Source organism: Xanthomonas sp. BRIP62411 (assembly GCF_003993525.1).
Lineage (GTDB): Bacteria > Pseudomonadota > Gammaproteobacteria > Xanthomonadales > Xanthomonadaceae > Xanthomonas > Xanthomonas euroxanthea.
The window spans coordinates 1-25,743 of sequence record NZ_QEZI01000012.1; the positions used below are offsets into that span (position 1 = coordinate 1).

A 25,743-nucleotide genomic window follows, 5' to 3' on the forward strand; every position below is an offset into this window, starting at 1 on the left:
CCACCGCCCCAGCCACCGCCGCCGACAAAGCGCCCCGGTGAACCGGACGCCAGGCCCGCCAGCAGCCCGATCACCGCAGCGCCGGCGCTGGCAAACAGCAGCGAGGTAAACAGCAAGGCAGCGCCGCCGGCCGCGACGCCGGTCAGCAACGCGCGCAGCGGCCGCGGCAGGGCGCCGAGGATGCCACGCGCCACCATCGCGACCACAAAGCCGATGAACAAGGCCATGATCCAGCCACCGCCTCCGCCCGAACCATTGCCCGTGCCGGCAGCGGCGTGCCCGCTGACCGGCGCCGGCAAGGGCTCGCCCTCGATCAGGCCGGCCAGCGTCGCAGTCGCAGCGCCGATGCCGCCAGCGTAGTCGCCCTCACGGAAGCGCGGTGCCAGGTACTCCTGAATGATGCGATTGGCGGCAATGTCGGGGATCGCGCCCTCTAGGCCGTAACCGGGCTGGATGCGCACTCGGCGATCGTCCTTGGCCACCAGCAGCAGCACGCCGTCGTCCACGCCCTTGCGACCGATCTTCCACTGGTCGAACACGCGCTGGGTGTACTGCTCGATCGCCTCCGGCTGGGTGGTGGGTACGATCAGGATCTGCAACTGCGCGCCCTTGCGCTGCTGCAGGGCCAGCGCTTGCTGCTCGAGTTGCCGGGTCTGCGTGGCGTCCAATGTGCAGGTGGTATCGACCACCGGCGAGCGCAGTGGCGGAATGGCTGCAAGGTCCTGCGCCAGCAGCGAGGCCGGCAGCAGCAACAGCGCCAACATCCAGAACACCCAGCTGTGCGTTTGCCGCATTGCCTGACTCCTGCCTGGTAAGCGCTGTTACTGCGCAGGCTGCGGTTGCTGCGCAGGCTGTTGCTGCGGCGCCTGCTGGTTGCCGAAATCCACCTGCGGTGCGCGTGAGATCTGCGCCTCGTTTTCCACGCTGAAGTTGGGTTTGGGCTGGTAGCCGAAGATCTTGGCGGTGATCACCTGCGGAAACGAACGGATGTAGGTGTTGTAGTCCTGCACCGTCTGGATGTAGCGACCGCGCGCCACGGTGATGCGGTTTTCGGTGCCTTCCAGTTGCACCTGCAGATCGCGGAACGACTGGTCGGATTTGAGCTGCGGATAGTTTTCGCTGACCACCATCAGGCGCGACAGCGCGCTGCCGAGCTCGCCCTGCGCCTGCTGGAACCGTTTCAGCGAGGCTTCGTCATCGGCATTGACCTGGATCTGCCCGACCCGCGAGCGCGCGTTGGTCACTTCGGTCAGCACCTGACGCTCCTGCTGGGCATAGCCCTGCACGGTGCGCACCAGGTTGGGAATCAGGTCGGCACGACGCTGATACTGGTTCAGCACCTCCGACCAACCTGCCTTGACGCCTTCTTCCTTCTGCTGGATCGCGTTGTAGCCGCAACCGGACAGCGAGACGGTCAGCATCAGCAACACCAGGGCGCGAATCAGGACGGGCATGCAGGCGATTCCGTTGAAAGAGAGCCGCAGCATGCCACGCGGCGAGTCAACCCGGCATGCACATGCGCCCGCCAGGCAGCTGATCCCGGCCAGATGCGAGAAAGCCTGCAACCGCGGCAGTCACCGCTGGCTCCGTGGCGGCCGCCACGACCGCCGGCGCGCTCTGGTGCGTCGCTCGCACGAACGTCTCCACCTCCGCCTATCCAATCGCCTGCAGAAGCTGATCGGCGGCTGTGGCCTGCGCAGACGCACGGGCCGTCAGAACCACCGCGGCAGCAGTATCAGTCCCCAGCAGAGCAGCACATTGATCAACAGCAGGAACACCGCCGCCGAACCCATGTCCTTGGCGCGGCCGGCCAGCACATGGTGCTCGGGGCCGTAGCGCTCGATCACCGCCTCGATCGCCGAATTCAGCAATTCGGCCGCCAGCACGATCAGCAATGGCGCCACCAGCGCGATACGTTCCAGGCCGGACTGGCCGAGCCACAGCCCAAGCGGCGACATCACTGCCGCCAGACACACCTCCAGCCGAAACGAGGATTCATGCAGCCATGCCGCGCGCAATCCCTGCCATGACCAGATCGCCGCCTTGAGCATGCGGCGCGGACCGCGCGGCACGTGTCCCAGTTGATCGGCCATGCGGTCAGTGCTTCCGGCCGCAAGGGCATGTCTGGGGACGGCTAAAACGCATGGCGGGGTCACTGCTGAGGAAAGTGCGAATCTTGCACCGTCGTGCAGCGCGCCGCCAGGGCGCTGCCACGCGGTCGAACAGCTGACGTTGGGCCTGCCGGGCCGTCAGGTGCTGCCGCATGGCGCAATCTTCGCCACAGCGTCGGTGCAGGCACGGCGAGGCGATCTGCACGCACGGCGATCGCGGGTGCTGGAAACAATGGGTTTGCCCTGCGCTTCCAGCCTGTCGCACCATGATGGCCCGTTTTACTGTTGCAGGTTCCTTCGCATGACCAAACATCCCTTGCGCACGCTGCTGTGCGCCCTTGTGCTGTTGTCCGGCCAGCTACACGCCGCCACCCCGCACACCACGCCGCAGATACCGGCGCAGGTGTCTAATGCCGCCTGGGAAGCGGATATGCAGCGCTTCGCCGACAGCGACGCGCAGCAACCGCCCCCCAGGCACGGCATCGTCTTCGTCGGCAGCTCGTCGATCCGTTTCTGGGACACGCTGGCACAGGATTTCCCCGGCATGCCGGTGATCAATCGCGGCTTCGGCGGGTCGGAAGTGCGCGACAGCACCTGGTACGCCGACCGCATCGTGATCCCGTATGCGCCGCGCCAGGTGGTGCTGTATGCCGGCGACAACGATCTCAACAGCGGCCGCACGCCGCAGCAGGTCCGCGACGACGTGCTGGCATTCGTGACGCGCATCCGCCGCGATCTGCCCAGCGCGCGCATCAGCTACCTGTCGATCAAACCCAGCCCCTCGCGCGCCCATCTGCTGCCGGCGATCGTGACCGCCAATCGCCTGATCAAGGACGCACTCGCGCCGCTGCCGCAGGTGGACTACGTGGACGTCTACACGCCGATGCTCGATGCCACCGGCAAGCCACGTGCCGCGTTGTTTCGCGACGACATGCTGCACATGACCGCCGATGGCTATGCCATCTGGCGCAAGGCCGTGGCACCGGTGTTGGAGCAGAAGTAACGCTTGGCGGGTCGATCTGGCGTCGCACTCGCCAGATCAACCCATTGCGTCACCGATCCCGCAGAGGCACCTGGCGTCTGCGGCATATCGGCACGGCACGCAGCCTCGTTGCCATGTGGTGGAAAACAGCAGCATCGGCAACCGCAAACGGCGCCCTGGGCGCATGCGGCGCATCTCCCTGGTCAGTGGCAGATTGCAGGCAGCCACATGCCGCTACGGCCACTACTCCCTCAGGCAACCACCACCGCAACCGAGGTGCCGACACCGGACTCGCTATGCAGTTCGATCCGCCAGCCGAAGCGATCGCACAACCGGCGCACGATCGACAGGCCCAGGCCGGTGCCCTGCGGGCGGGTGGGATCGGCGCGGAAGAACGGCTCGAACGCGCGCGCGCGCGCCTCTTCGCTCATGCCGATCCCGGTATCGCGCACGATGATGCGGTCCTGGGTGACTTCCACCTCGATGCTGCCGGTATCGGTATAGGCGCATGCATTGCGCAGCAGGTTGCTGAGCACCACGCGCATCACTCGCGGCGGGGCGAACATCTGCAGGCTGCGGTCACCGACCATCGTCAGGGACACCGGCTTGTCGCCCAGCAGCTGGCGGGCGCTATCGACTTCCTCGCTGGCCAGTTCGGCGGCATCGAAGGTCTCGCTTTGCGGGTCGATCTCGGCTTCGCGCGCCAGGATCAGGAAGGCGTCGATCACCGCTTCCATGTCACGGCCGGCGCGCTGGATCCGGCGCAGGCTGCGCTGGGTGCGTTGCGACAATTCGTCGTCGGCCAGCGCCATGTCGCTGGCCACCCGGATCACCGTCAACGGTGTGCGCAGTTCGTGGCTGGCATCGCGGGTGAAGTTGCGCTCGCGCGCGACATGGTCGCTGACCTTCTGCCCGAGCGTATGCAGGGCAGCGGCCAGCTGCCGCGTTTCACCCTGCAGGTCGGCGGGCAACCGCTCCGGTGCCAGTTCGTCGACATCCGGGTTGCGCGGGTCCCACTGCGAGACGCGCCGTGCCAGCCAGCTGATCGGCGACACCAGGCGTTTGGAGATCCGGTAGGTCACCCAGAACACGCCATAGATCGCCAGCAGCACCAGCATCGCCGGCACGATTCCGAACCAGAGCGTCAGATGGGCCGCACGCGAGCGTGGGAACACCAGGTACAGACGCCCTTCCGGACGTTGATCGACGTACACCAGGGCATCGGCGGCAGCCACTTCGCTGAAGCCTGGCGACAACCGCTGCAACTCCGCCGGCGCCGTGTCGCGGCCCTGGCCGGCAGGCAAGAAATAGCCCTGGATATTGCGTGTATTCGGTGGCGGGTTGTTCGGTGCGTCCTTGTGCACGCGCCAGAAATGCACCGCCTCGTCGGCCAGCACGGTCCGTACCAGGCTGTACTTGATGACGAAGGACAGCAGATAGCCACCCAGCACGATCGCCAGGCTCGCCAGAGCGACCTGCAGGAGGAAGGCCAGACGTATTTTTCGTGGAAGCCCGTGCGGCATTGCTGCATCCAGGGGAGAGCGCCGGATTATAGGCAACGCTTCCGTAAGCCCGTCGTGCAGCCAGACGGCAGCGCGCGGAAACGAGCGGCGCGTGGGCGCCTACAGGAGGTGGCCGGCCGCCAGCATGGCGGCCGGCCGGCGACATCAGGCCATCGGCTGGGCGATGTCGGCAATGCGATAGCCGGCGCTCTGCACGGTGTGCAGCAGCGGGCGATCGAACGGCTTGTCGATGATCTTGCGCAGGTTGTACAGATGGCTGCGCAGGGTGTCCGAATCCGGCAAGCCGTTGCCCCAGATCTCGCGCTCGATTTCCTGGCGGGTCACCACCCGCGGCGACTCGCGCATCAGGATGGTGAGCAGCCGCAGACCGATCGGCGAGAGCTGCAGCTCGGTACCGGCGCGGGTGGCGCGCATGCTGACCGGATCGAGCACCAGGTCGGCGACCTTGAGCACTTCCGACCCGACCTGGCGGCGCTCGCGACGGATCAGGGCACGCAGGCGCGCTTCCAGTTCCTGGATCGCGAACGGCTTGGTCAGGTAGTCGTCGGCGCCGAAACCCAGGCCGGTGAGCTTGTCGTCCAGCGTGTCGCGGGCGGTCAGCATCAGCACCGGGGTGGACTTGCGTGCGTCGTTACGCAGGCGGCGGCACACTTCGATGCCGTCCAGACGTGGCAGCATGAGATCCAGCACGACCACGTCGTAGCTGTTCTCGGCGGCCAGACGGTAGCCGTCGAGTCCGTCCTGCGCATAGTCGACCTCGAAGCCACGGCCTTCCAGGTACTCGCCGATCATTTCTGAGATATTGCGGTTGTCTTCGACGACCAGCACGAGGCCGGACGTTTCCTTGGTCTGACGCATGGACTTTCCTCGGTCTTCAGCTTTGTGAAACATGCCGGATTGGCAGTGGAAAGGGCGTGAAGACGATCTAACGTTTTGTGACGGCGGGCGTTGCCCGCCGGCTGTCAACGGCCGAGCAGGGGGCGCAGCGCGGGCCACACCGTTTCCAGCACCCTGGGCTGGGCCGCGGCAGTGGGATGCAGGCCGTCCGCCTGCATCAGGCCTGGCTGCAACGCGACCTTTTCCAGGAAGAACGGCACCAATGCGGTCTTGTACTGGCTGGACAGGTCGGCATAGGTCGCCTTCAGGCGGTCGCGATAGGCGGGGCCATAGTTGGGCGGCACATCGATGCCGAGCAGCAGCACCTTCGCGCCGGCCTGCTGGCTGAGCTGGATCATCTTTTCCAGGTTGCCCTTCAGCTGGGCCGGGGTCAGGCCGCGCAGCGCATCGTTGCCGCCGAGTTCGATCACCACCACGCCGGGGTGGTGCTTCTGCAGCAGGCCGGGCAGCCGCGTCAATGCACCGGAGGTGGTCTCACCGCTGATGCTGGCATTGACGACCGCCGGTGGCGTCGCCATGTCACGCTTGAGGCGTTGGTCCAGCAAGGTGACCCAGCCAGACTGCACCGGGATGTTGTGCGCAGCGCTCAGGCTGTCGCCGACGACCAGGATCGGGGCGGTCGCCACCGGACTTTTGGCAGAGGCAATTCCCGGCGCGAGCAGGGACAGTGTCAGCAGCCACAGGACCAGCACGCCATATCGCAGTGTTCTTTCACGCATTCGGAGATTCCTCATCGACAGTCTGGCCCCCCACTCCAGTACCCGCATTGCCATCGACGTCCGCGACGTCGGCAAGTCCGTCAGTGGACCGGAGGGAACACTCCACATCCTCGACAAGGTCAGCTTGACGGTCAGTGAAGGCGACAGTATCGCCATCGTCGGCGCATCCGGCTCGGGCAAGACCACCCTGCTCGGCCTGCTGGCCGGGCTGGACCTGCCCAGCCGCGGCAGCATTGCGCTGTCCGGCCAGGAGTTGGGCCAGCTGGACGAAGAGGCCCGTGCCGCCTTGCGCGCGCGCGAGGTGGGCTTCGTGTTCCAGAGCTTCCATCTGCTGCCGGCGCTGACCGCCGAAGAAAACATCGCGCTGCCGCTGGAACTGGCCGGGCGCGAGGACCCGGCGCGGGTACGCGAGGTACTGGAGGCGGTCGGCCTGAGCGCGCGTGCGCGCCACTACCCGCGCCAGCTGTCCGGTGGCGAGCAGCAACGCGTGGCGCTGGCACGCGCATTCGTGGCCAGACCGCGCATCCTGTTTGCCGACGAGCCCACCGGCAGCCTGGACCAGACCACCGGCGCGCAGATCAGCGACCTGTTGTTCGCGCTCAACGCCACCAGCGACACCACCCTGGTGCTGGTGACCCACGACATGACGCTGGCGCAGCGTTGCAAGCATATCTACCGCATCGACAGCGGCCGCCTGCACGCCCAGACCGGTCCGGCCGCATGAACGTGCTGCGTCAAGCCGCACGCGCGGTGCGCCGCGAGTTCCTGGCCGGCGACCTGCTGACCGTATTCGCCGCGCTGGTGCTGGGCGTGGCGGTGATGACGGCGGTTGGCACGCTGGTCGATCGGGTGACCCTGGCGCTGACCTCCAGCGCGGCCGAGGTGCTCGGTGGCGATCTGGGCGTGACCGGCCGCCAGGAAATCCCGGCCGACTTCGCCGCCGAAGCGCAACGCCGCGGCCTGCAGAGCACGCGCATGGTCAGCTTCCCCAGCGTGCTGTTTCACGGCGAGGCCAGCCAGATGGCCAATATCCGCGGGGTTGGCGCGGGCTACCCGTTGCGCGGGCAGTTGCTGGTGTCCAGGGACAGCGCCGGCATGCAGGGCACGCCTGCGGGCGCACCGCCGCCGGGCCAGGCCTATGCCGACCCCCGCCTGCTGGAGGCCCTGGGCCTGCGTGTGGGCGAACAGCTGGAATTCGGCGCCGGCCACCTCACCATCACCGGCGTACTGCGCGCAGAGCCGGATGCATCCGGCGAGCTGATGCAGCTGTCGCCACCGCTGCTGGTCAATCGCGCCGATATCGACGGTGCCGGATTGCTTGGCCCCGGCAGCCGCGCTTCGTACCGGCTGATGTTCTCCGGTGCGCCCGATGCCATCGCCGAACTGCGCGCCTGGCTGAAACCGCGCGCCAGCGAATTCCGCCTGGTCGGCATCGAGGACACCCAGCGCGGCATGCGCGCGGCGTTCGATCGTGCGGGGCGCTTTTTGGCCTTGTCGGCCTTGCTGGCGGTGCTGTTGTCCGGTGTGGCGACCGCGTTGGCAGCGAACCGCTTTGCGATGCGCCGGATCGACACGGTGGCGGTGCTGCGCTGCCTGGGCGCACGCCAGCGCGACATCCTGGCGATGCTGTCGCTGCAATTGCTGCTGACCGCGATTCCGGCCTGCCTGGTCGGGATCGGGCTGGGCATGCTGGCGCAGGAAGGCCTGGTGCAGGCGCTGGGCAGCCTGATCCCGGACCGGCTGCCGTTGCCGCAGGCCACCCCGGCCCTGGCCGGTGCAGGCATCGGCCTGGTGCTGTTGCTGGGCTTCGGCCTGCCGCCGCTGCTGCGGCTGCGCAACGTGCCGCCGATGCGTGTGCTCAACCGCAGCTTTGCCGCGGTGCCGCCGAGTTCCCTGCTGGTCTACGCCGCGGCATTGGCGGCCACGCTGGCGCTGACCGTGTATGCGACCGGCAACCTGGTGCTGGCCGGCTGGGTGCTGGGCGGGCTGGCCGCCCTGGCGCTGGTGGCGATGGCACTGGGGCTTGGCCTGCTGGCCTTGCTGCGGCCGATCCAGCACCGCCTGCGCGGCGCGTGGAAGCTGGGCCTGGCCTCGCTGACGCGGCGTCGCGGACTGAGCGTGGTGCAGCTGGTCGGGCTGTCGCTGTCGTTGTGCGCGCTGCTGCTGCTGGCGGTGGTCGGCCCCGGCCTGCTCGGGCAATGGCGCGACCGCCTGCCGGCGGAGACGCCCAACTATTTCCTGATGAACATCCAGCCCGAGCAGACCGGGCCGGTGCTGCAGACGCTGCGCGGCCTGGGCGTGGACGATGCGGCCGTGGAGCCGTTTTCGACCGGGCGGCTGGTGGCGATCAACGACAAGCCACCGCTGCGCGGCGACCGCGATCCGGCCGACGATGGCGACGGCGACAACCGCCCGGTCAACTTCTCCTGGCGGCACGCATTCCCGCCGGCAAACACCTTGCTGGAAGGCAGATTCTGGGCGGCCGACAGCACTGCGCCGGAGGCCTCGGTGGAAGAAGGCTGGGCGCAGCGGTATCAGCTCAAACTCGGCGATCGCATCACCTTGCTGCTGGGCGAGCAGCAGCGCAGTTTCACCGTCACCAGCATCCGCAAGGCCGACTGGGATTCATTCCGCGTCAATTTCTTCCTGCTGCTCAACCAGGGCGCGGTCGGCGATGCGCGGTACAACCTGATTTCCAGCTTCCATCTGCCGCCCGGCAACGCGCCCAGGCTGGCGTCGTTGAGCCGCGACTACCCCAACATTTCGGTGCTGGATATCGATGCCATCCTCGGCCGCGTGCGCGAGGTGATCGACCAGGTGGCGCAGGCGGTGCAACTGGTGATGGGCTTCAGCCTGCTGGCCGGTGTGCTGGTGCTGCTGGCAGCCCTGCAGGCCACCGCCGGCGAGCGTCGCTATGACAGTGCGGTGCTGCGCACGCTGGGCGCGCGGCGCGGCCAGTTGCGTGGTGCGGTGCTGGTGGAGTTCGGCGCGCTTGGCCTGCTGGCAGCGACACTGGCGGTGACCGCCGCGGCGGTGATCGGGGCAGTGGTCGGACAGAAGGCATTCGAGATTCCATTGACGCCGGATTGGCCGCGCCTGCTGATCGGCGGCGCGTTTGGCCTGGCGTTGAGCCTGCTGGCCGGTTGGTCGGGCACGCGCCGCATCCTGTCCACGCCGCCGGTGCTGGCACTGCGGACCGACTGAGGCCGGGTTGGCTGGACACGTGAGCAGGGCGGCGCGCAGGCGTCGCCCTTTTGCGTTCCGTCGCCCCGGTGCATATACCGGCAGCGCATAAGCACCTTGCCAATCGTACGTTCGCAGCGGCGAGCGGACTGCCTACAGTGGTGTGTCCGGCCGCCGGCCCAGGCGGCCCTTCGTTGCCGTCGAGGTGCCACCGTCATGGCCAGCGTCCCTTCTGCTGCACGTGCGCAGCCGCCGCGCGATGCGGTTTCCACCGCGTACTCCTCCAGTGTCCGGATCGTGCCGTTCGATGCCCCGCTGGGCGCCGAAGTGATCGGCCTGGATCTGTCACAGCCGCTGGATGCGGAGACCTTCGCGCGCATCCACCAGGCGCACCTGGACTACCACGTGCTGGTGTTTCGCGAGCAACGCATCACGCCGGCACAGCAGGTCGCCTTCAGCCGTCGCTTCGGCCCGCTGCAGATCCATGTGTTGCGCAATTTCCAGTTGCCCGGGCATCCGGAGGTACTGGTGGTCTCCAACATCAAGGAAAACGGCAAGCCGATCGGCCTGGGCGACGCCGGCCACTACTGGCACTCGGATCTGTCCTACAAGGACACCCCCAGCCTGGGATCGCTGCTGCACGCGCAGGAACTGCCCAGCGAAGGCGGCGACACCTTGTTCGCCAACCAGCACCTGGCCTGGCAGACCCTGCCCGACGCGCTCAAGCAAACGGTGCAGGACCTGCGTGCCGAACACAGCTACCTGGCCAAGTACGAGGAACTGCGTGCGCGCAATCCGTGGCGCCCGGCGCTGACGCCGGAACAGATCGCCGAAGTGAAACCGGTGCAGCATCCGGTCGTGCGCACGCACCCGGAAACCGGCCGGAAAGCGCTGTTTGTCAGCGAGCATTTCACCACCCGCATCGTCGGCCTGCCCGACGACGAGAGTGCCGCGCTGCTGCAGGCCCTGTTCGACCACAGCACCCGCGATGCCTTGGTGTACCGGCATCGCTGGCAGCCGCACGACATGGTGTTCTGGGACAACCGCTCGGTCATGCATCTGGCCGCCGGCACGCCCGATCACCTGCGGCGCCGCCTCAACCGCACCACCATCGAAGGCGATGCGCCGTTCTAGCCAAGGTGCCGCCTCGCGCACGGTTTACAGCGCGTGATGCGCTGTGAAACGCGCCATCCCCTCCCCCTCCCGACTGGAGCGCCGCATGCGTTTGACCGTCACCTCTCACGCGCGTCCGCAGCGCCGACGCGTTTCCCGGCGTATTGCGCTGCTGCTCCTGGCCGCACTGCCGTTACTGCACACCGCACAGGCACAGGCCGAAGGAAAGCTGCGCATCGCCAAGCAGTTCGGCATCGTCTACCTGCTGCTGGACGTGGCGCAGGATCAGAAGCTGATCGAGCAGCAGGGCAAGGCGGCCGGCGTGGACATCGACGTGCAGTTCCTGCAGTTGTCCGGTGGCGCGGCCGTCAACGATGCCCTGCTGACCGGGTCGATCGATATCGCCGGTGCCGGCGTCGGGCCGTTGTTCACCATCTGGGACCGCACCCATGGCCGCCAGAACGTGCGCGGCGTGGCATCGCTGGGCAACTTCCCCTACTACTTGATCAGCAACAATCCGCGCATCAGGTCCATCGGCGATTTCACCCCGCAGGACCGCATTGCGGTGCCGGCCACCGGCGTGTCGGTGCAGTCGCGTTTCCTGCAGCATGCCTCGCAACAGCGTTGGGGCGACAAGGGCACCCATCAGCTGGATCCGCTGCAGGTCGCCTTGCCGCATCCGGACGCGGCCGCAGCGATCATCCGCGGCCGCACCGAGATCACCGCCCACTTCGCCAGCCCGCCATTCCAGGAGCAGGAGCTGGCGCGCAATCCGGCCGCGCACATTGTGACCAGCTCCTACGAGATCGAAGGCGGCCCCTCGTCGGCCACCGTGCTGTATGCCACCGAGAAATTCCGCCGCGACAATCCCAAGACCTACCGCGCCTTCGTCGCGGCGCTGGATCAGGCTGCGCGCTTTGTCACCGCCCATCCGGAGCAGGCGGCGGATATCTTCCTGCGTCGCAATGGCTCGAGCATCGATCGCGCGCTGGTGCTGCAGATCCTCAAGGACCCGAAGGTACAGTTCACCGTGGTGCCGCAGAACACGCTGGGACTGGGCAAGTTCATGCAGCACAGCGGCGCGATCAAGCAGACGCCGGGCAAGCTGGGCGACTATTTCTTCGACGATCCGCTGATCGCAGGCGGGAGCTGAGCGATGGCCACGCCCACACCATTGCTGCAGGTCGACCACGTCAGCCTGGAATACGCCTCCGCGCAGCGCGTGGTGCGTGCCACCCACCGCGTGCGTTTCGACGTACATGAGGCCGATCGCTTCGTGCTGCTGGGGCCGTCGGGTTGCGGCAAATCCACCTTGCTCAAGGCGGTGGCCGGCTTCGTCACCCCGCGCGAGGGGCAGATCCGCCTGGATGGCAACGCGGTCACCGGACCCGGACCGGACCGGGTGGTGGTGTTCCAGGAATTCGACCAGCTGGCGCCCTGGAAGACCGTGCGCGAGAACGTGGTGTTCGGCCTGCGTGCCGCCCGCAAGCTGTCGCGTGCCGAAGCGCGCGAACGTGCCGACGACAGCCTGGCGCAGGTCGGGCTGAGCGCGTTTGCGCAGGCGTATCCGCACACCTTGTCCGGCGGCATGAAGCAACGCGTGGCGATTGCGCGCGCGTTGGCGATGCGGCCGCGCGTGTTGTTGATGGACGAGCCGTTCGCCGCGCTCGATGCGTTGACGCGTTCGCGCATGCAGGAGCAGGTGCTGGAGCTGTGGGAGCAATCGCGCTTCACCTTGTTGTTCGTCACCCATTCGATCGAGGAGGCCTTGGTGGTCGGTAACCGCGTGCTGTTGTTGTCGCCACATCCGGGCCAGGTACGCGCCGAGCTCAACGCGCATGCGTTCGGCCCGCACAGCGCCGGCAGCGTGGCGTTCCAGCAGACCGCGCAGCGGATCCATCGGCTACTGTTCGACCTGCCCGACGACACCCTGGACGATGCCAAGGTGGCGCCATTGCGTCGCCCTGCCGAGCGCCAGCGCGAGGTGCTGCCATGAGCGGCGGCAACGCCACCGCGCTGCCGCCATTGCCACCGGTGCGGGCCGAGTACGAAGTGGCCCTGCAGCCGCTGGATCCCGCATTGGTTGCAGCCGCCGCGCCGACGCGCTGGCAGGCACCACCGTGGCTGCGCAAGGCGCTGGTGCTGGTGGTGCTGATCGCGGTGTGGGAGATCGCCGCACGCGTGGTTGGCGACGATCTGATGCTGCCCAGCGCGCTGCAGACCGCACGCGCGTTCTACGACGGGCTGCTGTCGGGCGAGTTGTTGCGCCGCGTGGGCGCCTCGCTGCGCGTGCTGGCGCAGGGCTACGCGCTGGGCGTGGTGCTGGCCTTCGTGCTGACCGCGCTGGCCGCCTCCACGCGCTGGGGCCGCGACGTGCTCGGCACGCTGACAGCCATGTTCAATCCGCTGCCGGCCATCGCGCTGCTGCCGCTGGCCCTGCTGTGGTTCGGCCTGGGCACCGGCAGCCTGGTGTTCGTGCTGGTGCATTCGGTGCTGTGGCCGCTGGCGCTGACCACCTACGCCGGCTTCCAGGCGGTGCCGGAAACCCTGCGCATGGCCGGGCGCAATTACGGGCTGCGCGGGCCGCGCTACGTGGCGCAACTGCTGATTCCCGCCGCGCTGCCGGCGATCCTGTCCGGGCTGAAGATCGGCTGGGCCTTCGCCTGGCGCACCCTGATCGCGGCCGAACTGGTGTTCGGCGCCACCTCCGGCCAGGGCGGCCTGGGGTGGTACATCTTCCAGAACCGCAACGAGCTGTATACCGACCGGGTGTTCGCCGGCCTGGCGATGGTGATCGTGCTGGGCCTGCTGGTGGAGGGCGTGGTGTTTCAGGCCATCGAGCGGCTGACCGTGCGCCGCTGGGGCATGCAGCGCTAGCGGGATGACCGCGGGAACCCCGGGCGCCGCGATGCGTGGGCAGGCGCTTTGCCTGGCCACGCTGCAGATGAACGTGCCGCGCCGGCCACCAACGGCCTGAGCCCGCGTGCCGGGCTCATCGGCACGGTCGCGTGCGCTTAACGGGCCTGGCTTATGCTGCCGGCCCCTCTCCTGCCGCCTGCCGTCATGCCTACCGCTCCTTTCACTGCCTATCTGTATCCGGTGCTGTTGCTGATCGCCAGCAATGTGTTCATGACCTTCGCCTGGTACGGGCACCTGAAGTACAAGAGCACGCCGCTGATGATCGCCATCCTGGTCAGCTGGGGCATCGCGTTCTTCGAATACTGCCTGCAGGTGCCGGGCAACCGGCTGGGCAGCGCGGTGTATTCGGCGCCGCAGCTCAAGGGCATGCAGGAGGTGATCACGCTGCTGGTGTTCGCGGGCTTCTCGACGTTCTACCTGGGCCAGTCGTTGAAGTGGAATCACTGGGCCGCGTTCGGCTTGATACTGGTCGCGGCGTTTTTGATGTTCAAGGAATAACCGCCCTTTGAAGGGCTAACCGCCGTCTTACCCGTAGGAGCGCACCAGGGCGCGACCTTGCAGCAGCGTCCCGGGGCGCGGCGTGATGGGCGTGTCGGGCACGATGGGCATGTTGGGACATGTCGGGCGTGTCGGGAATGCCACGTCGCGCCCTGGTGCGCTCCTACAACCGAGGTGGCTAGTTCGCCGGTTCGACCCACTGCGCGAACACCGCGTCCAGCTGCGCGTCCTTGACCCGCTTGCCGTCCTGCACCGCCTCGGCCTGCTGGAACATCGGCATGATCATCGCCATGCCGTCCGGCTTGGTCTTCAGATGCACGCCAGGCGGCGTGTCGAGGAACCTGGCCCAGCGCGTGCGCACCTTGGCCCAGTAGCCCTGGGTGCCCTTCCAGTACGCATAGGCCGGGGCGAAGTCGACCTCGCTGGTCTTGCGGTAATCGTTGAAGCCGAACTCGCGCGCGATCGCTTCCTGGCTGCCGTCGGGCTTGCGCAGCACCTTGGTGTTGAACTGTTCGTGGGTCCAGCCGTTGGGCGTGAGCGTATGGCGATTGATCACCGCGAGCGCGTTGTAGTCGCTGCGCTTGGTGTACTCGCGGCGCGGCAACGGGCGCCAGCTCAGATCGCTGGTCCAGGTGGGATGGCCGTCGGCATAGTCCCAGCGACCGGTGCCGCAATAGCGCGGCGCGTCGCTGACCTCGTAGACGCACTGCGTCCAGGCGCCGGTGGTCACTGCCGGCGGCAGCGCATGCACCGTCCAGGTCTGATCGGCGCTGAACTCGAACCGCTGCGGCGCTTCGTAGATCCAGTCCTGCCGCCAGTGCTTGGTCACATGCTTGCTTTTCTCATCCACCAGCAGGTGCTGCAGCACCAGCTTGCGCGGTGAATCCTCCACCACGATCACCACTTCGCTGGCACCGCTGCGCATGGCCGACGCACGCTCGTAGCCGGGCTTGAGCAGCACCGTTTCGTCAAAGGCAAAGTCCACCGCGTATTCGCCCTGCATTGCCAGGATGCTCTGGCGGTCGCGCTGGACGTCGGCGGCGGCGATCAACGGCAACAGGCTCAGCGTCACTGCGATGCAACGGGGAAACAGTCGGCTCATTCGGAACTCTCGGGAGTGTTGGAGACCGTCAGCGGCGCAGGCGCACCAGCGCCGTCGTCATGTCGGATGGGTTGGTGTTGCTGGATGTGGCGGAGGCCGTGCGCAAGGCGGCAGCGCGTGCGCAGCAGCAATCGTCCACCGCCACGCGTCCGTCGATGCCCTCCTCGCGTGCCAGGCGTGCGGCAACCTCGGCGCCCAGCGCCGACACGCTCGCTAGGCTGGCGACAAACGGTTGCTCGCCGGTGGCGGCGGTCTGCAGCCGCAGCGCGCTCAATCGCCACGCCTGCCCCCGCATGCGTCCGGCCAGGCGACGCCACAGCCGCTCCCCGACGCCCAGCTCATGGGTTTCCACCGGCAGCGGCGGCAGGCGCGAGACCAGGCGATCCCAGACCAGGAAGTCGCTGTCAGGCAACAGGCAGATCCGCCAGCAGCACTGCCCTTCGGCATCGAAGAACCAGATGCTTTCGCGCACGCCATCGCTGTCGACCTGCCGGCACGCCGCCGCATCCACCGCGTGCTGCCAGCCGTCCAGTTCGTTGCCCAAGGCAGGCCGATACAGACACAGCACCGTGCCCAGCGCGGCCAGCTGCTGCGGCCGCGGCAACGCGGCGCGGGTGGCACGTGCATGCGACAACGACGGCAGCGGGCGGGCGATGGGCATGGCCGCTACCAGCTCACTGCCAGGCTGACCGAGGCGGTACGCCCGGCGCCGGTGAAGCGGTCGAGCACCGTGCTGCTGGCCAGCGTGCCGTTGGGCAGCGCGTTCCAGTCCACGTAGCGGCGGTCGGCGAGATTGAAGATGCCGGCGGTGACCTTGGCACCGGGTGCGAACTCCCAATGCCCCATCAGGTCCAGCGTGGCGTAGCCGGCCGGGGTGTAATAGCTGTCCAGCTGTGGGCGACGCTTGCGTGCGACGAAGGTGCCGATCACTTCCGCGCCCCAGCCATCGCTGTCGAAGGCCACGCCGAGCGTGCCGCGCAGCGGGTCGACCGAGTTGAGCGGGGTGCCGTCGGTGAGGTTGTCGCCTTCCGAGTACGCCACGGCGCTGTTGAGCGACCAGCCCTGCCAACCGGCCAGGGCGCCCAGATCGATCCCGCCGCGCGCTTCGGCACCCTTGATCACCACATCGTCCACGTTGCGCGACTGGAACAGCATCAGCCCGTCGGCGTTGAAGCCGGCCGGCGCATAGGATTCGATGAAGTTGCGGTAGTCGGTGTAGTACACGCTGACGCCCAGATAGCCGATGGCATCATTGAAGCGCAGCCCCAGCTCGCCACCGCGGCTGGTTTCCGATTTCAGGTCCGGATTGGCGATGGCGGTGTAGCGCGCCTGCAGGTTGGTGAAGCCGATATTGACGTCGTTGTACGGCGGTGCGCGGAAGCCGTGCGCGTAATTGGCATAGGCCGACCAGGCGTCCGAAAACCGCCACAATGCACCGAACTTGGGAGAGACCTGGGTCTCGTCGATGGTCTCGGCGGCAACGCCGGGATTGTCTTCGCGGAAGATGTCGTCCACCTGCGGCGACAGCCGGAAATAATCCACGCGCACGCCCGGCGTCAGCGACAGCTTGCCATCGAACAGGCCGATCTCGTCCTGCGCATACAACCCGAGCTTGGTGGTCTGGCTCTTGGGGAAGTCGCGCACCGGAAACACGTCCTGCCCCACGCGATTGGTGATGGTACCATTGGCCAGATTGACCGAGTAGCCATCGCGCTTGGCGCGGGTGTCGGTCCAGGTACCGTCCAGGCCATAGGTGATGGCGTGACTGAGCGTGCCGGTGTCGATGGCCTTGTGTGCGTTGACCAGCAGGCCGTACACGCGCTGATCGAAGTTGTGTTCGTTATGCCGGCGGGTGTTGTTGCCACGCAGCTCGTCGGTGCGCTGCAGGCTCTCGCTGTCCTGGCGATACAGCTGCCACTGCAGGTCGTCGGCCAGCGACCAGCCCAGCGCATCCAGTTCGTGCCGCAGCGAAACGCGCGCACGGGTCTGATGGTCGCGCCCGTCCTGCGACAGGATGCGCAACGATGGGGTGGTCACACGCGGGTCGATGCCGGTCAATGCCTCGATGCTGCCGTAGTCTTCGTTGCCTTCCACGGTGAGCTTGAAGCGCTGCTGCGCGCTGGGCGCGTACACCAGCTTGGCCAGCACGCTGCGGCCATCGATGCGCTGCGGGTTGGCCGCGGTGCGGGTGACATCGCGGCTGCGGATGTCGCCCTGGTTCTGCGCCTCCTGGCCCTGGCGATGGCTGACCGCCACCATGCCGCTCCAGCGTTCGCCGCCGAACGCACCGGTGGCACCGGCGAACAGGCCGTTCCAGTCGCCTTCGTAGCCGAACTTCAGGCCGACATAGCTGTGCCTGTCGGCGCGCAGGTAATCGGAGGGGTCCTTGGTGACGAAGGCCACCACGCCGCCCAGGGCGTCGGAGCCGTACAGGGAGCTGGCCGGCCCGCGCACCACTTCGACGCGCTTGAGCGTTTCCAGATCGACAAAGTTGCGGTTGGCGTTAAGGTAGCTGCCGAAACTGAAGGTGTCCGACACCGGCACGTTGTCGACCAGGATCGCCACGCGGTTGCCATCCAGCCCGCGGATGCGGATGCCGTTGGCGCCGCTGAAGCGGCCGCTGGTGCTGGTGACCGACACGCCCGGCGTGTAGCGGAACAGATCCTTGAGCTCGCGCACCAGTTGATTGTCCAGTTGCTCGCGGTCGATCACATCCACCGTGCTCGGCACATCGACCAGGGCGCGCTGGGTACGGGTGGCGGTGACCTGCAGCCGGTCGAAGTCGTGGACCTCGCGCGCGCCGTCATCCGCGGCAGCGAGGTCGGCAGCGTGGGCACACGACGAAACGGCAGGCAGCGCAAGCGACAGCGCGACCACCAGCGGATGCAGGCGACTCATCGGGAACCCTTGAAAGGACATTCCCGGCAGCGTGTGCTGCAGACAAGGCCGCGGCCGGCCGCCGGGGAACAGCGTGGGGTGCGCGGACGGCGGCGGCAACGCCCGCGACAGACGGTCCGACCCTGCGCAAGGCGCGGATCGGAGCAAGGCGCTTACTTGGTCAGGATGAGCTTGTCGTTGCTGGTATGGCGCAGGCGATAGACGCGGTCGCCATGCTGGATCAGCACTTCGCGACGGCCCTTGAGCAGCGCCTCGCTGCTGATGAGGTCTTCTGCTGGGACGGCACGCGGAGCAGCGCGGTCGCGCAGGTTGACCGGTTCGGAGCGGAGCAGCACGGGATGAGCGGTCATGATCTGGATCTCCAGTCGGTTGGCCAGACAAATAATAACCATTCTCATTTAATGATCAAGAGCCATTCTCATCTTCGCCACACGATCTTTGCATGGACTGAACCTTTCTGATTCACAAAATCTATCGGAGTATTCCAGCCAAGCCATCCAGCGCTGTCTTCTGCGCGATGATCGCGGCTCGATCACATCGCTCTGGCATGCGTTTCTGGTCGAGCGAGAAGCAGCCAGCGCCTGACGCCACAGCGACCTGGCCGGCGTGCACGACAGGGAAGACGCAGCCTCACCGGCTCGGTCGGCTAGCAAGACAAAGCCGACAACCTTGCAGCCGCACCACCCCCAGTGCGTGGCGTGCTCTTAGCGCGTTACCGCCTCCACCTGCGCCCAGCCGGCGGCATCGACCTGGGTCAAGGTGTCCAGCGCGCCGAGATTTTCTTCCAGCTGGGCCACCCGGCTGGCCCCCAGGATCACCGTGGATACGTGCGGGTTGCGCAGGCACCAGGCGATGGCCAGGCGTGCGGGCGACTGGCCCAGCTCGGCGGCCAGTGCACAGAACGCGCGGGCGCGTTCCAGGCGGCGCGCTTCCGGCGCGCCCAGCACTTCGTCCTGCAGCCAGTGATTGTCCGGTTGGCCGAGGCGGCTATCGGCGTCTACACCGGCGTTGTACTTGCCGGTCAGCAGGCCCGAGGCCAGCGGCGACCAGATCGTGGTGCCCAGCCCGCCCTCGCACAGCGGCGCGTATTCGCGTTCCAGCCGGTCGCGGTGCAGCAGGTTGTACTGCGGTTGCTCCATCGACGGAGCGTGCAGGTGTTCCTGCTCGGCGATGGTGATGGCCTCGCGCACCTGCTCGGCGCTCCACTCGGAGGTACCCCAGTACAGCACCTTACCCTGGCGGATCAGGGCATCCATGCTGCGCACGGTCTCCCGGATCGGCGTGTCCGGATCGGGCCGATGGCAGAAGTACAGGTCCAGATAGTCCACCCGCAGGCGCTTGAGTGCGGCATGGCAGGCGTCGGTGACATGCTTGCGCGACAGCCCGCGCTGGGTCGGGCGCGGGCTGTCCACCGCGCCGAAAAACACCTTGCTCGACACGCAGTACCCGTCGCGCGGCAGGCGCAGGTCGGCGATCACATCGCCCATCACCTCTTCGGCGCGGCCGCGTGCGTAGACCTCGGCGTTGTCGAAGAAAGTGACGCCGTTGTCCCAGGCGGCGGCAATCAGGTTGCGCGCTTCGCTGCGCCCGATCTGCTTGCCGAAGGTGACCCAGGCCCCGAACGACAGGGCCGACAGCTGCAGCCCGGTGGACCCCAGACGACGGTAATGCATTGGCACACTCCAACAACCTCCGCGGCGCCCTGCCCCGGATCGGCGTGCGCAGTGTAGGACGTGGTGCTGCCGGCGCGACAGGCTTGCGCGGCATCCATGCCGCTCAAGGTCCCACGCCGACACCCGCGCAAGCACCACCAGTTATTGTCGGTTGCGGAAAGAAAATGCCGAGGGCCCGGTGGTCTGCAAGTCTTTGGGAGCGTCACCATCGCTGGCGACATGACAGTAGATGGATGGCTTACTGATCACATCGGCCACGAAGTCCACGGGCATCAACACCTGCTTGACGCATTGCTTGCCAATCAGCGGCGGCAAGCTTGGGAGCGGGGTGTCGCGTCCGGGGGGCGGGACCGTCTGCCGGCATGGATGTCGCCACCGAGTCTCCAGGGACGGATTTACGGCGTGTCCCGCCACCGGATGCGGTGCCGCGCCGCCGACCGACTCCGCACACCGACCGACCCTGCGCATGAGATCTGCCGGTGCTACGTGGAAGCTTCGGTCTACGGCGGGCGCTTGCACGCGTACCGGCGTGGGACACGCCGCAAGTACGTCCATGTAGGCTCTGGCGCGGCATCCATGCCGCTCAAGGTCCCACACCGATACGCGCGCAAGCACCACCGGTTGCTATCGGTTCCGGAATGAAATGCGAACAGCCAGATGAGCTGCACGTTCTTCCGAGCGTCCATTCCTGGCGGCGTGACAGCAGATGGATGGCTTACCGATTACATCGGCCACGGAGTCCACAGCCATCGACACGTGCTTGAAGCCTTGCTTGCCTTTCAGCGGCGGCAATGTTGGGAGCGCGGTGTCGCGTCCGGGGGCGGGACCGTGTGGCGGCATGGATGCCGCCACCGAGCCTCCAGGGACGGATTTACGGCGTGTCCCGACACCGGATGCGGCGCCGCGCCGCCGACCGACGCCGCACACCGATCATTCTTGTGCACAACATCTAGAGTTCCACGCGAATGCTTCGGTCTGCTGCGGGCGCTTGCACGCGTACCGGCATGGGACACGCCGCAAGTACGTCCATGTAGGCTCTGGCGCGGCATCCATGCCACTCAAGGTCCCACGCCGGTACGCGCGCAAGCACCACCGGTTTTCGTCGATGGCTGAGGGGAAAAGCGGCGGCCGGTCGGGTGATCGCGCTTCGGGGCGCGGTCTTTGCGGGCGACGCACGGGCAGCGAATCGATGCCCCCCGATCCATGACCTTGCGCAAGCGCGGCTCGCCCGCCCGCGTGCAGGGAACTGCCCGCGCCCGCCCTGGCTCGCCTGCGGGTCAACGGGCGGGGCCTGAATGCTGCTCGCCTTGCCCGCGGTCACCCCCTGCTCTAGGCTTCTCGTTTTGCCGTCAGCAGCCCCGGGGATTGGAATGGTCGAAGGTTTGGGAAGGATCGGTTTCGGCCTGTTCGGTCTGGCGGTGCTCATCGGCATCACCTGGCTGTTTTCGAGCAACCGCCGCGCGATCGACTGGAGGCTGGTCGCCACCGGTCTGGCGCTGCAGATTTCGTTCGCCGCGCTGGTGCTGCTGGTGCCGGGCGGACGCGATGTGTTCGATTCGCTGGGCAAGGGCTTCGTCAAGGTGCTGAGCTTCGTCAATGAAGGGTCCACCTTCATTTTCGGCAACCTGATGAACATCGACAGCTACGGCTTCATTTTCGCGTTCCAGGTGCTGCCCACCATCATCTTCTTCTCGGCGCTGATGGGCGTGCTCTACCACCTGGGCGTGATGCAGGTGGTGGTCCGCGCGATGGCCTGGGCGATCACCAAGGTGATGCGCGTGTCCGGCGCGGAAACCACCAGCGTGTGCGCCAGCGTGTTCATCGGCCAGACCGAGGCGCCGCTGACGGTGCGCCCGTACATCCCCAAGATGACCCAGTCCGAGCTGCTGACGATGATGATCGGCGGCATGGCGCATATCGCCGGCGGCGTGCTGGCCGCCTACGTCGGCATGCTCGGTGGCAGCGATCCCGCGCAGCAGGCGTTCTACGCCAAGCATCTGCTGGCCGCCAGCATCATGGCCGCGCCCGCCACCCTGGTGGTGGCCAAGCTGCTGGTGCCGGAAACCGGCACCCCGCTGACGCGTGGCACGGTCAAGATGGAAGTGGAAAAGACCACCAGCAATGTCATCGATGCGGCCGCGGCCGGCGCCGGCGATGGCTTGCGGCTGGCGCTGAACATCGGCGCGATGCTGCTGGCCTTCATTGCGCTGATCGCCCTGATCAACGCACCGCTGACCTGGCTGGGCGAGATCACCGGCGCTGCCGCGCTGCTGGGCCGCCCGACCAACCTGTCGACGATCTTCGGCTACGTGCTGGCGCCGATCGCCTGGGTAATCGGTACCCCGTGGGTGGACGCGACCACGGTCGGCTCGCTGATCGGGCAGAAAGTGGTGATCAACGAGTTCGTCGCCTACAGCGAACTGTCGCGTATCGTGAAGGGCGAAGTGCCGGGCGTGGGCCTGAGCGCGGAGGGTCGGCTGATTGCCACGTATGCGTTGTGCGGCTTTGCCAACTTCAGCTCGATTGCGATCCAGATCGGTGGCATCGGCGGGCTGGCACCGGAACGCCGTCACGATCTGGCCAAGTTCGGGCTGCGCGCGGTGCTGGGCGGTTCGATCGCCACGTTCATGACCGCTACCATTGCCGGTGTGCTCTCGCATTTCGGTTGAGGGGCGCGGGTTCATCGGTGTGACGGTCTAATCGCCGCACGCCACGTTTCATTCAGTCATTCAAGTCAAGGGTATTTATGAGTTCGGTCGTCGTTGTCGGGTCCTTCAATGTCGATCACGTGTGGCGCTGCGACGTGCTGCCTGCGCCGGGCGCCACCATCGCCGGTCGCTACAGCACCGGCCCGGGGGGCAAGGGCTTCAACCAGGCGGTCGCGGCTGCACGTGCCGGCGCCAGGACGCACTTTCTGTGCGCGCTGGGCGACGATGCCGGCGGTGCGCTGGCGCGCTCGCTGGCGGCGCACGACGGCTTCGCACTGATCGCCGAGCCCAGCAACGAGCCGACCGGCACCGGCGGGATCTACGTCGACGCGCACGGCCGCAACACCATCGTGATCGGTGCTGGTGCCAATTCCGTGCTGAGCGCTGCATTCGTGGACAACCAACGCGCACTGGTGGCCTCGTCCAGCGTGTTGCTGGCGCAGCTGGAATCGCCGGCGGAAACCATCGAGTCGGCGCTGGCACTGGCACGCGAGTGCGGCGTGCTGACCGTGCTCAACGCCGCACCGGCCAATGCACCGACCTCGATCGGCCTGCTCAAGCTGTCGGATGTGCTGACGCCCAACGAAACCGAGTTTGCGGCCCTGCTCGGCCGCCACGTCGGCGAACGCATCAATGCCGACGATGTGGCGGCGCTGGACGGCAACACGCTGCATTCGCTGTGCCGCAAGCTGTTGCCGGGCGGTACCGTGGTGGTAACGCTGGGATCGGTGGGCGCCTTCATCTCGCACGCCGAAGAACAGCTGCGCGGCGACACGGCCGCGCATTACCGGGTGGGCGCGGAAAGCGCGCAGACCGTGGACACCACCGGCGCCGGTGACGCCTTCAACGGCGCGCTGGTGGCCTCGCTGGCACAGGCGCCGACTGCCAGCTTCATCACCCACGTGCGCTTTGCCACCCGCTACGCCGCGCGCTCCACCGAAGTGGAAGGCGCCGCCACCTCGATGCCGCGCATGGCCCCCGAACCGGCTGTGTGATCCGCGCGCTTCAGGCAAACAACGAAGGCGACCGCAGCGATGCGGTCGCCTTCTGCGTTCAGGGCGTCCGCTATACCCATCAGACTGATTTGATGTGCGACCGGCATGTCGAGGCCTGTCCGTCGACGGAGGCTGCGAGCCCCGCTGCGCCGGCGCTTCGATCTTCTTCATCTGATAGCAGGCTGGGCGGCGGCACCAGGCGTGATGCAGCGTCGGGCGCCCTACCCTCATCCGGCGCTGACGCGCCACCTTCTCCCGGCGGGAGAAGGAATAGAAGCCCCTCTCCCCTCGGGAGAGGGGTTGGGGTGAGCGTACGGCCGGCAAGTATTCGCAATTGCCATCCTTACCCGTCGCGCCACTTCGCTCAAACCAGGCGCACCGCAATCGCGCAGCACCGAAGGCGAACGCTCTCCCGACTCCCGAATTCCTGAATTCCTGAATTCCTGAATCCCATTACCCATGCCCCATTCCCGATTCCCGATTCACCATTCCCCATTCCCCATTCCCCATTCCCGAATCCCGATTCCCCCACCCAGCTACAATGCCGCCATGCAGATCGGCCCCTACTCCATCGACCCCAAGGTGATCCTGGCCCCGATGGCCGGCGTCACCGACAAGCCGTTCCGGCTGCTGTGCAAGCGGCTGGGCGCCGGGCTGGCGGTGTCGGAGATGACCATCTCCGATCCGCGTTTCTGGGGCACGCGCAAATCGCTGCACCGCATGGACCATGCCGGCGAGCCGGATCCGGTCAGCGTGCAGATTGCCGGCACCGAGCCGCAGCAACTGGCCGAGGCGGCGCGCTACAACGTCGACCACGGTGCGCAGCTGATCGACATCAACATGGGCTGCCCGGCCAAGAAGGTCTGCAACGCCTGGGCCGGCTCGGCGCTGATGCGCGACGAGGAGCTGGTGGCCCGCATCCTGCGCGCAGTGGTGCAGGCGGTGGATGTGCCGGTGACCTTGAAGATCCGCACCGGCTGGGATTGCGATCACCGCAACGGCCCGACCATCGCGCGCATCGCGCAGGACTGCGGCATCGCCGCGCTGGCGGTGCACGGGCGCACCCGCGACCAGCACTACACCGGCACTGCCGAGTACGCCACGATTGCGCAGATCAAGGCCGCGCTGCAGATTCCGGTGATCGCCAATGGCGATATCGATTCGCCGCAGAAGGCGGCGCAGGTACTGCACGCCACCGGCGTGGATGCGGTGATGATCGGGCGTGCGGCGCAGGGGCGTCCGTGGATCTTCGGCGAGGTGGCGCACTATCTGGCCACCGGCGAGCTGTTGCCGCCGCCGCCGTTGGCGTTCGTGCGCGATACCCTGCTCGGCCACCTGGAAGCCTTGCATGCGTTCTATGGGCAGCCGCAGGGCGTGCGCATCGCGCGCAAGCATCTGGGCTGGTACGCCAAGGATCACCCGCAAAGCGCCGACTTCCGCGCGGTGGTCAATCGCGCCGAAACACCGGAAGCGCAGCTGGAACTGACCGGCGCGTATTTCGATGCCCTGATCGCCGGCGTGCCACCGGCACTGTCGGTTGCCGCCTGAGTTTTCCTGCGTTGTTGGAGCTGCAGCGATGAGCGCACCGAGCGACACCCCGACCTATCTGCATGGGTTTTCATCCACCGAACAGGCACGCCTGCTCAAACAGGCGCGCCTGCTGGAAGCCACGCTGTTCAACCAGATCGACTACAGCGGCGCACGCCGGCTGCTGGAGGTGGGCAGCGGCGTGGGCGCGCAGACCGAAATCCTGCTGCGCCGCTTTCCCGACCTGCATGTCACCAGCGTGGATCTGAGCGAGGCCCAGTTGGGCGCGGCACGCGCCAATCTCGAACGGTTGGCATGGTGCCGCGAGCGCTACACGCTGCAGCAGGCCGATGCGAGCGACCTGCCGTTCGAGGCGCGGCAGTTCGATGCGGCATTCCTGTGCTGGGTGCTCGAGCATGTGCCCTCGCCTGCGCGTGTGCTCAACGAGGTACGGCGCGTGCTGCTGCCGGGCTCGCCGGTGTATGTCACCGAGGTGATGAACGCCTCGTTCCTGCTGCATCCGTATTCGCCCAACCTATGGCGCTACTGGATGGCCTTCAACGATTTCCAGTACGACCAGGGCGGCGACCCGTTCGTCGGCGCCAAGCTGGGCAACCTGCTGCTGGCCGGCGGCTTTCGCGATGTGCATACCGAGATCAAGACGCTGCATCTGGACAACCGCGAGCCGGGCCGGCGCAAGACCATGATCGGATTCTGGGAAGAAGTGCTGCTGTCGGCGGCCGACCAATTGCTTGCGGCCGGTGCGGTGAACGCAGACACCGTGGACGGCATGCGCCGCGAACTGGCACAGGTGCACAGCGACCCGGACGCGGTGTTCTTCTACTCGTTCGTGCAGGCACGCGCGACGGTGTATTGAGCCGGCGTGCTGCACGGA

23 protein-coding genes are annotated in these 25,743 nt (G+C 67.1%); 12 read left to right on the plus strand and 11 right to left on the minus strand.

Annotation, left to right across the window (positions count from 1 at the left end):
- From EO139_RS10430 to EO139_RS10440, 3 genes are all read right to left on the minus strand, one after another.
- Positions 1–794 (minus strand): TPM domain-containing protein (locus EO139_RS10430; RefSeq protein WP_126970504.1); only part of this gene is annotated, 794 nt, incomplete at its 3' end.
- A gap of 27 nt (positions 795–821) precedes the next feature.
- Positions 822–1,454 carry a LemA family protein gene (locus tag EO139_RS10435; RefSeq protein WP_104649654.1) on the minus strand — a complete coding sequence of 211 codons (633 nt, stop codon included), beginning with the start codon at positions 1,452–1,454 and terminating at the stop codon, positions 822–824.
- A gap of 258 nt (positions 1,455–1,712) precedes the next feature.
- Positions 1,713–2,093, minus strand: a complete 381-nt coding sequence (locus EO139_RS10440; protein WP_104533011.1) for a diacylglycerol kinase — start codon at positions 2,091–2,093, stop codon at positions 1,713–1,715.
- 319 nt (positions 2,094–2,412) lie between these two features.
- On the opposite strand from EO139_RS10440, the gene EO139_RS10445 reads away from it, so the two are divergent.
- Positions 2,413–3,114: an SGNH/GDSL hydrolase family protein gene (locus EO139_RS10445; RefSeq protein WP_104649655.1), complete on the plus strand. Its 702-nt coding sequence runs from the start codon at positions 2,413–2,415 to the stop codon at positions 3,112–3,114.
- Positions 3,115–3,344: 230 nt separating this feature from the next.
- On the opposite strand, the gene EO139_RS10450 is transcribed toward EO139_RS10445, so the two are convergent.
- The 3 genes from EO139_RS10450 to EO139_RS10460 form a co-directional block, all read right to left on the minus strand.
- Positions 3,345–4,616, minus strand: coding sequence for a HAMP domain-containing sensor histidine kinase (locus tag EO139_RS10450; RefSeq protein ID WP_104649656.1), 1,272 nt, complete (start codon positions 4,614–4,616; stop codon positions 3,345–3,347).
- A gap of 144 nt (positions 4,617–4,760) precedes the next feature.
- The gene (locus EO139_RS10455) at positions 4,761–5,474 is read right to left on the minus strand and encodes a response regulator transcription factor (RefSeq protein ID WP_002811889.1); all 714 of its coding nucleotides are present in this window, start codon (positions 5,472–5,474) and stop codon (positions 4,761–4,763) included.
- A gap of 104 nt (positions 5,475–5,578) precedes the next feature.
- On the minus strand, positions 5,579–6,247 hold the full coding sequence (locus EO139_RS10460) for an arylesterase (RefSeq protein ID WP_180496888.1): 669 nt from the start codon (positions 6,245–6,247) through the stop codon (positions 5,579–5,581).
- 91 nt (positions 6,248–6,338) lie between these two features.
- Between EO139_RS10460 and EO139_RS10465 the strand changes: the two genes are divergently transcribed.
- The 7 genes from EO139_RS10465 (at position 6,339) to EO139_RS10495 (ending at position 13,945) form a co-directional block, all read left to right on the plus strand.
- Entirely contained in the window at positions 6,339–6,956 is a 618-nt protein-coding gene (locus EO139_RS10465; protein ID WP_256359910.1) for an ATP-binding cassette domain-containing protein, read from the plus strand.
- Complete coding sequence (locus tag EO139_RS10470) at positions 6,953–9,436, plus strand: FtsX-like permease family protein (RefSeq protein WP_126970506.1); 2,484 nt, start codon at positions 6,953–6,955, stop codon at positions 9,434–9,436. Before EO139_RS10465 ends, EO139_RS10470 begins: the two co-directional genes overlap by 4 nt.
- A gap of 195 nt (positions 9,437–9,631) precedes the next feature.
- Positions 9,632–10,549: a TauD/TfdA family dioxygenase gene (locus tag EO139_RS10475; RefSeq protein ID WP_126970508.1), complete on the plus strand. Its 918-nt coding sequence runs from the start codon at positions 9,632–9,634 to the stop codon at positions 10,547–10,549.
- An 85-nt stretch (positions 10,550–10,634) separates the two neighbouring features.
- A complete protein-coding gene (locus EO139_RS10480) occupies positions 10,635–11,681 on the plus strand; it encodes an ABC transporter substrate-binding protein (protein WP_119129652.1) in 1,047 nt (348 codons plus the stop codon).
- 3 nt (positions 11,682–11,684) lie between these two features.
- Positions 11,685–12,524: an ABC transporter ATP-binding protein gene (locus tag EO139_RS10485; RefSeq protein ID WP_115676154.1), complete on the plus strand. Its 840-nt coding sequence runs from the start codon at positions 11,685–11,687 to the stop codon at positions 12,522–12,524.
- Complete coding sequence (locus EO139_RS10490) at positions 12,521–13,405, plus strand: ABC transporter permease (RefSeq protein WP_119129651.1); 885 nt, start codon at positions 12,521–12,523, stop codon at positions 13,403–13,405. The genes EO139_RS10485 and EO139_RS10490 overlap by 4 nt, the downstream gene beginning before the upstream one ends.
- Positions 13,406–13,591: 186 nt before the next feature.
- Positions 13,592–13,945 carry a DMT family protein gene (locus EO139_RS10495; RefSeq protein ID WP_024938302.1) on the plus strand — a complete coding sequence of 118 codons (354 nt, stop codon included), beginning with the start codon at positions 13,592–13,594 and terminating at the stop codon, positions 13,943–13,945.
- A 178-nt stretch (positions 13,946–14,123) separates the two neighbouring features.
- Here the strand turns inward: EO139_RS10495 and EO139_RS10500 are convergent, their stop codons facing one another.
- From EO139_RS10500 to EO139_RS10520, 5 genes are all read right to left on the minus strand, one after another.
- On the minus strand, positions 14,124–15,047 hold the full coding sequence (locus EO139_RS10500) for a DUF6607 family protein (RefSeq protein ID WP_119129650.1): 924 nt from the start codon (positions 15,045–15,047) through the stop codon (positions 14,124–14,126).
- A 28-nt stretch (positions 15,048–15,075) separates the two neighbouring features.
- The gene (locus tag EO139_RS10505; RefSeq protein WP_119129649.1) at positions 15,076–15,708 is read right to left on the minus strand and encodes a Hemin transport protein; all 633 of its coding nucleotides are present in this window, start codon (positions 15,706–15,708) and stop codon (positions 15,076–15,078) included.
- A gap of 5 nt (positions 15,709–15,713) precedes the next feature.
- Entirely contained in the window at positions 15,714–17,945 is a 2,232-nt protein-coding gene (locus EO139_RS10510; RefSeq protein WP_119129648.1) for a TonB-dependent hemoglobin/transferrin/lactoferrin family receptor, read from the minus strand.
- A gap of 152 nt (positions 17,946–18,097) precedes the next feature.
- A complete protein-coding gene (locus EO139_RS10515; RefSeq protein WP_024938306.1) occupies positions 18,098–18,337 on the minus strand; it encodes a hemin uptake protein HemP in 240 nt (79 codons plus the stop codon).
- Between the two features lie 312 nt (positions 18,338–18,649).
- Positions 18,650–19,618 carry an aldo/keto reductase gene (locus tag EO139_RS10520; RefSeq protein ID WP_115676145.1) on the minus strand — a complete coding sequence of 323 codons (969 nt, stop codon included), beginning with the start codon at positions 19,616–19,618 and terminating at the stop codon, positions 18,650–18,652.
- A gap of 1,370 nt (positions 19,619–20,988) precedes the next feature.
- Here EO139_RS10520 and EO139_RS10530 point away from each other — a divergent pair.
- The 4 genes from EO139_RS10530 to EO139_RS10545 all read left to right on the plus strand — a co-directional run bounded on the left by EO139_RS10530 (position 20,989) and on the right by EO139_RS10545 (position 25,725).
- Entirely contained in the window at positions 20,989–22,287 is a 1,299-nt protein-coding gene (locus tag EO139_RS10530; protein WP_016903833.1) for a nucleoside transporter C-terminal domain-containing protein, read from the plus strand.
- Positions 22,288–22,364: 77 nt separating this feature from the next.
- A complete protein-coding gene (locus tag EO139_RS10535; RefSeq protein ID WP_104584613.1) occupies positions 22,365–23,321 on the plus strand; it encodes a ribokinase in 957 nt (318 codons plus the stop codon).
- Positions 23,322–23,870: 549 nt separating this feature from the next.
- A complete protein-coding gene (dusB, locus tag EO139_RS10540) occupies positions 23,871–24,869 on the plus strand; it encodes a tRNA dihydrouridine synthase DusB (RefSeq protein ID WP_126970512.1) in 999 nt (332 codons plus the stop codon).
- A 28-nt stretch (positions 24,870–24,897) separates the two neighbouring features.
- The gene (locus EO139_RS10545; protein ID WP_119130754.1) at positions 24,898–25,725 is read left to right on the plus strand and encodes a class I SAM-dependent methyltransferase; all 828 of its coding nucleotides are present in this window, start codon (positions 24,898–24,900) and stop codon (positions 25,723–25,725) included.
- Positions 25,726–25,743 lie beyond the last annotated feature (18 nt).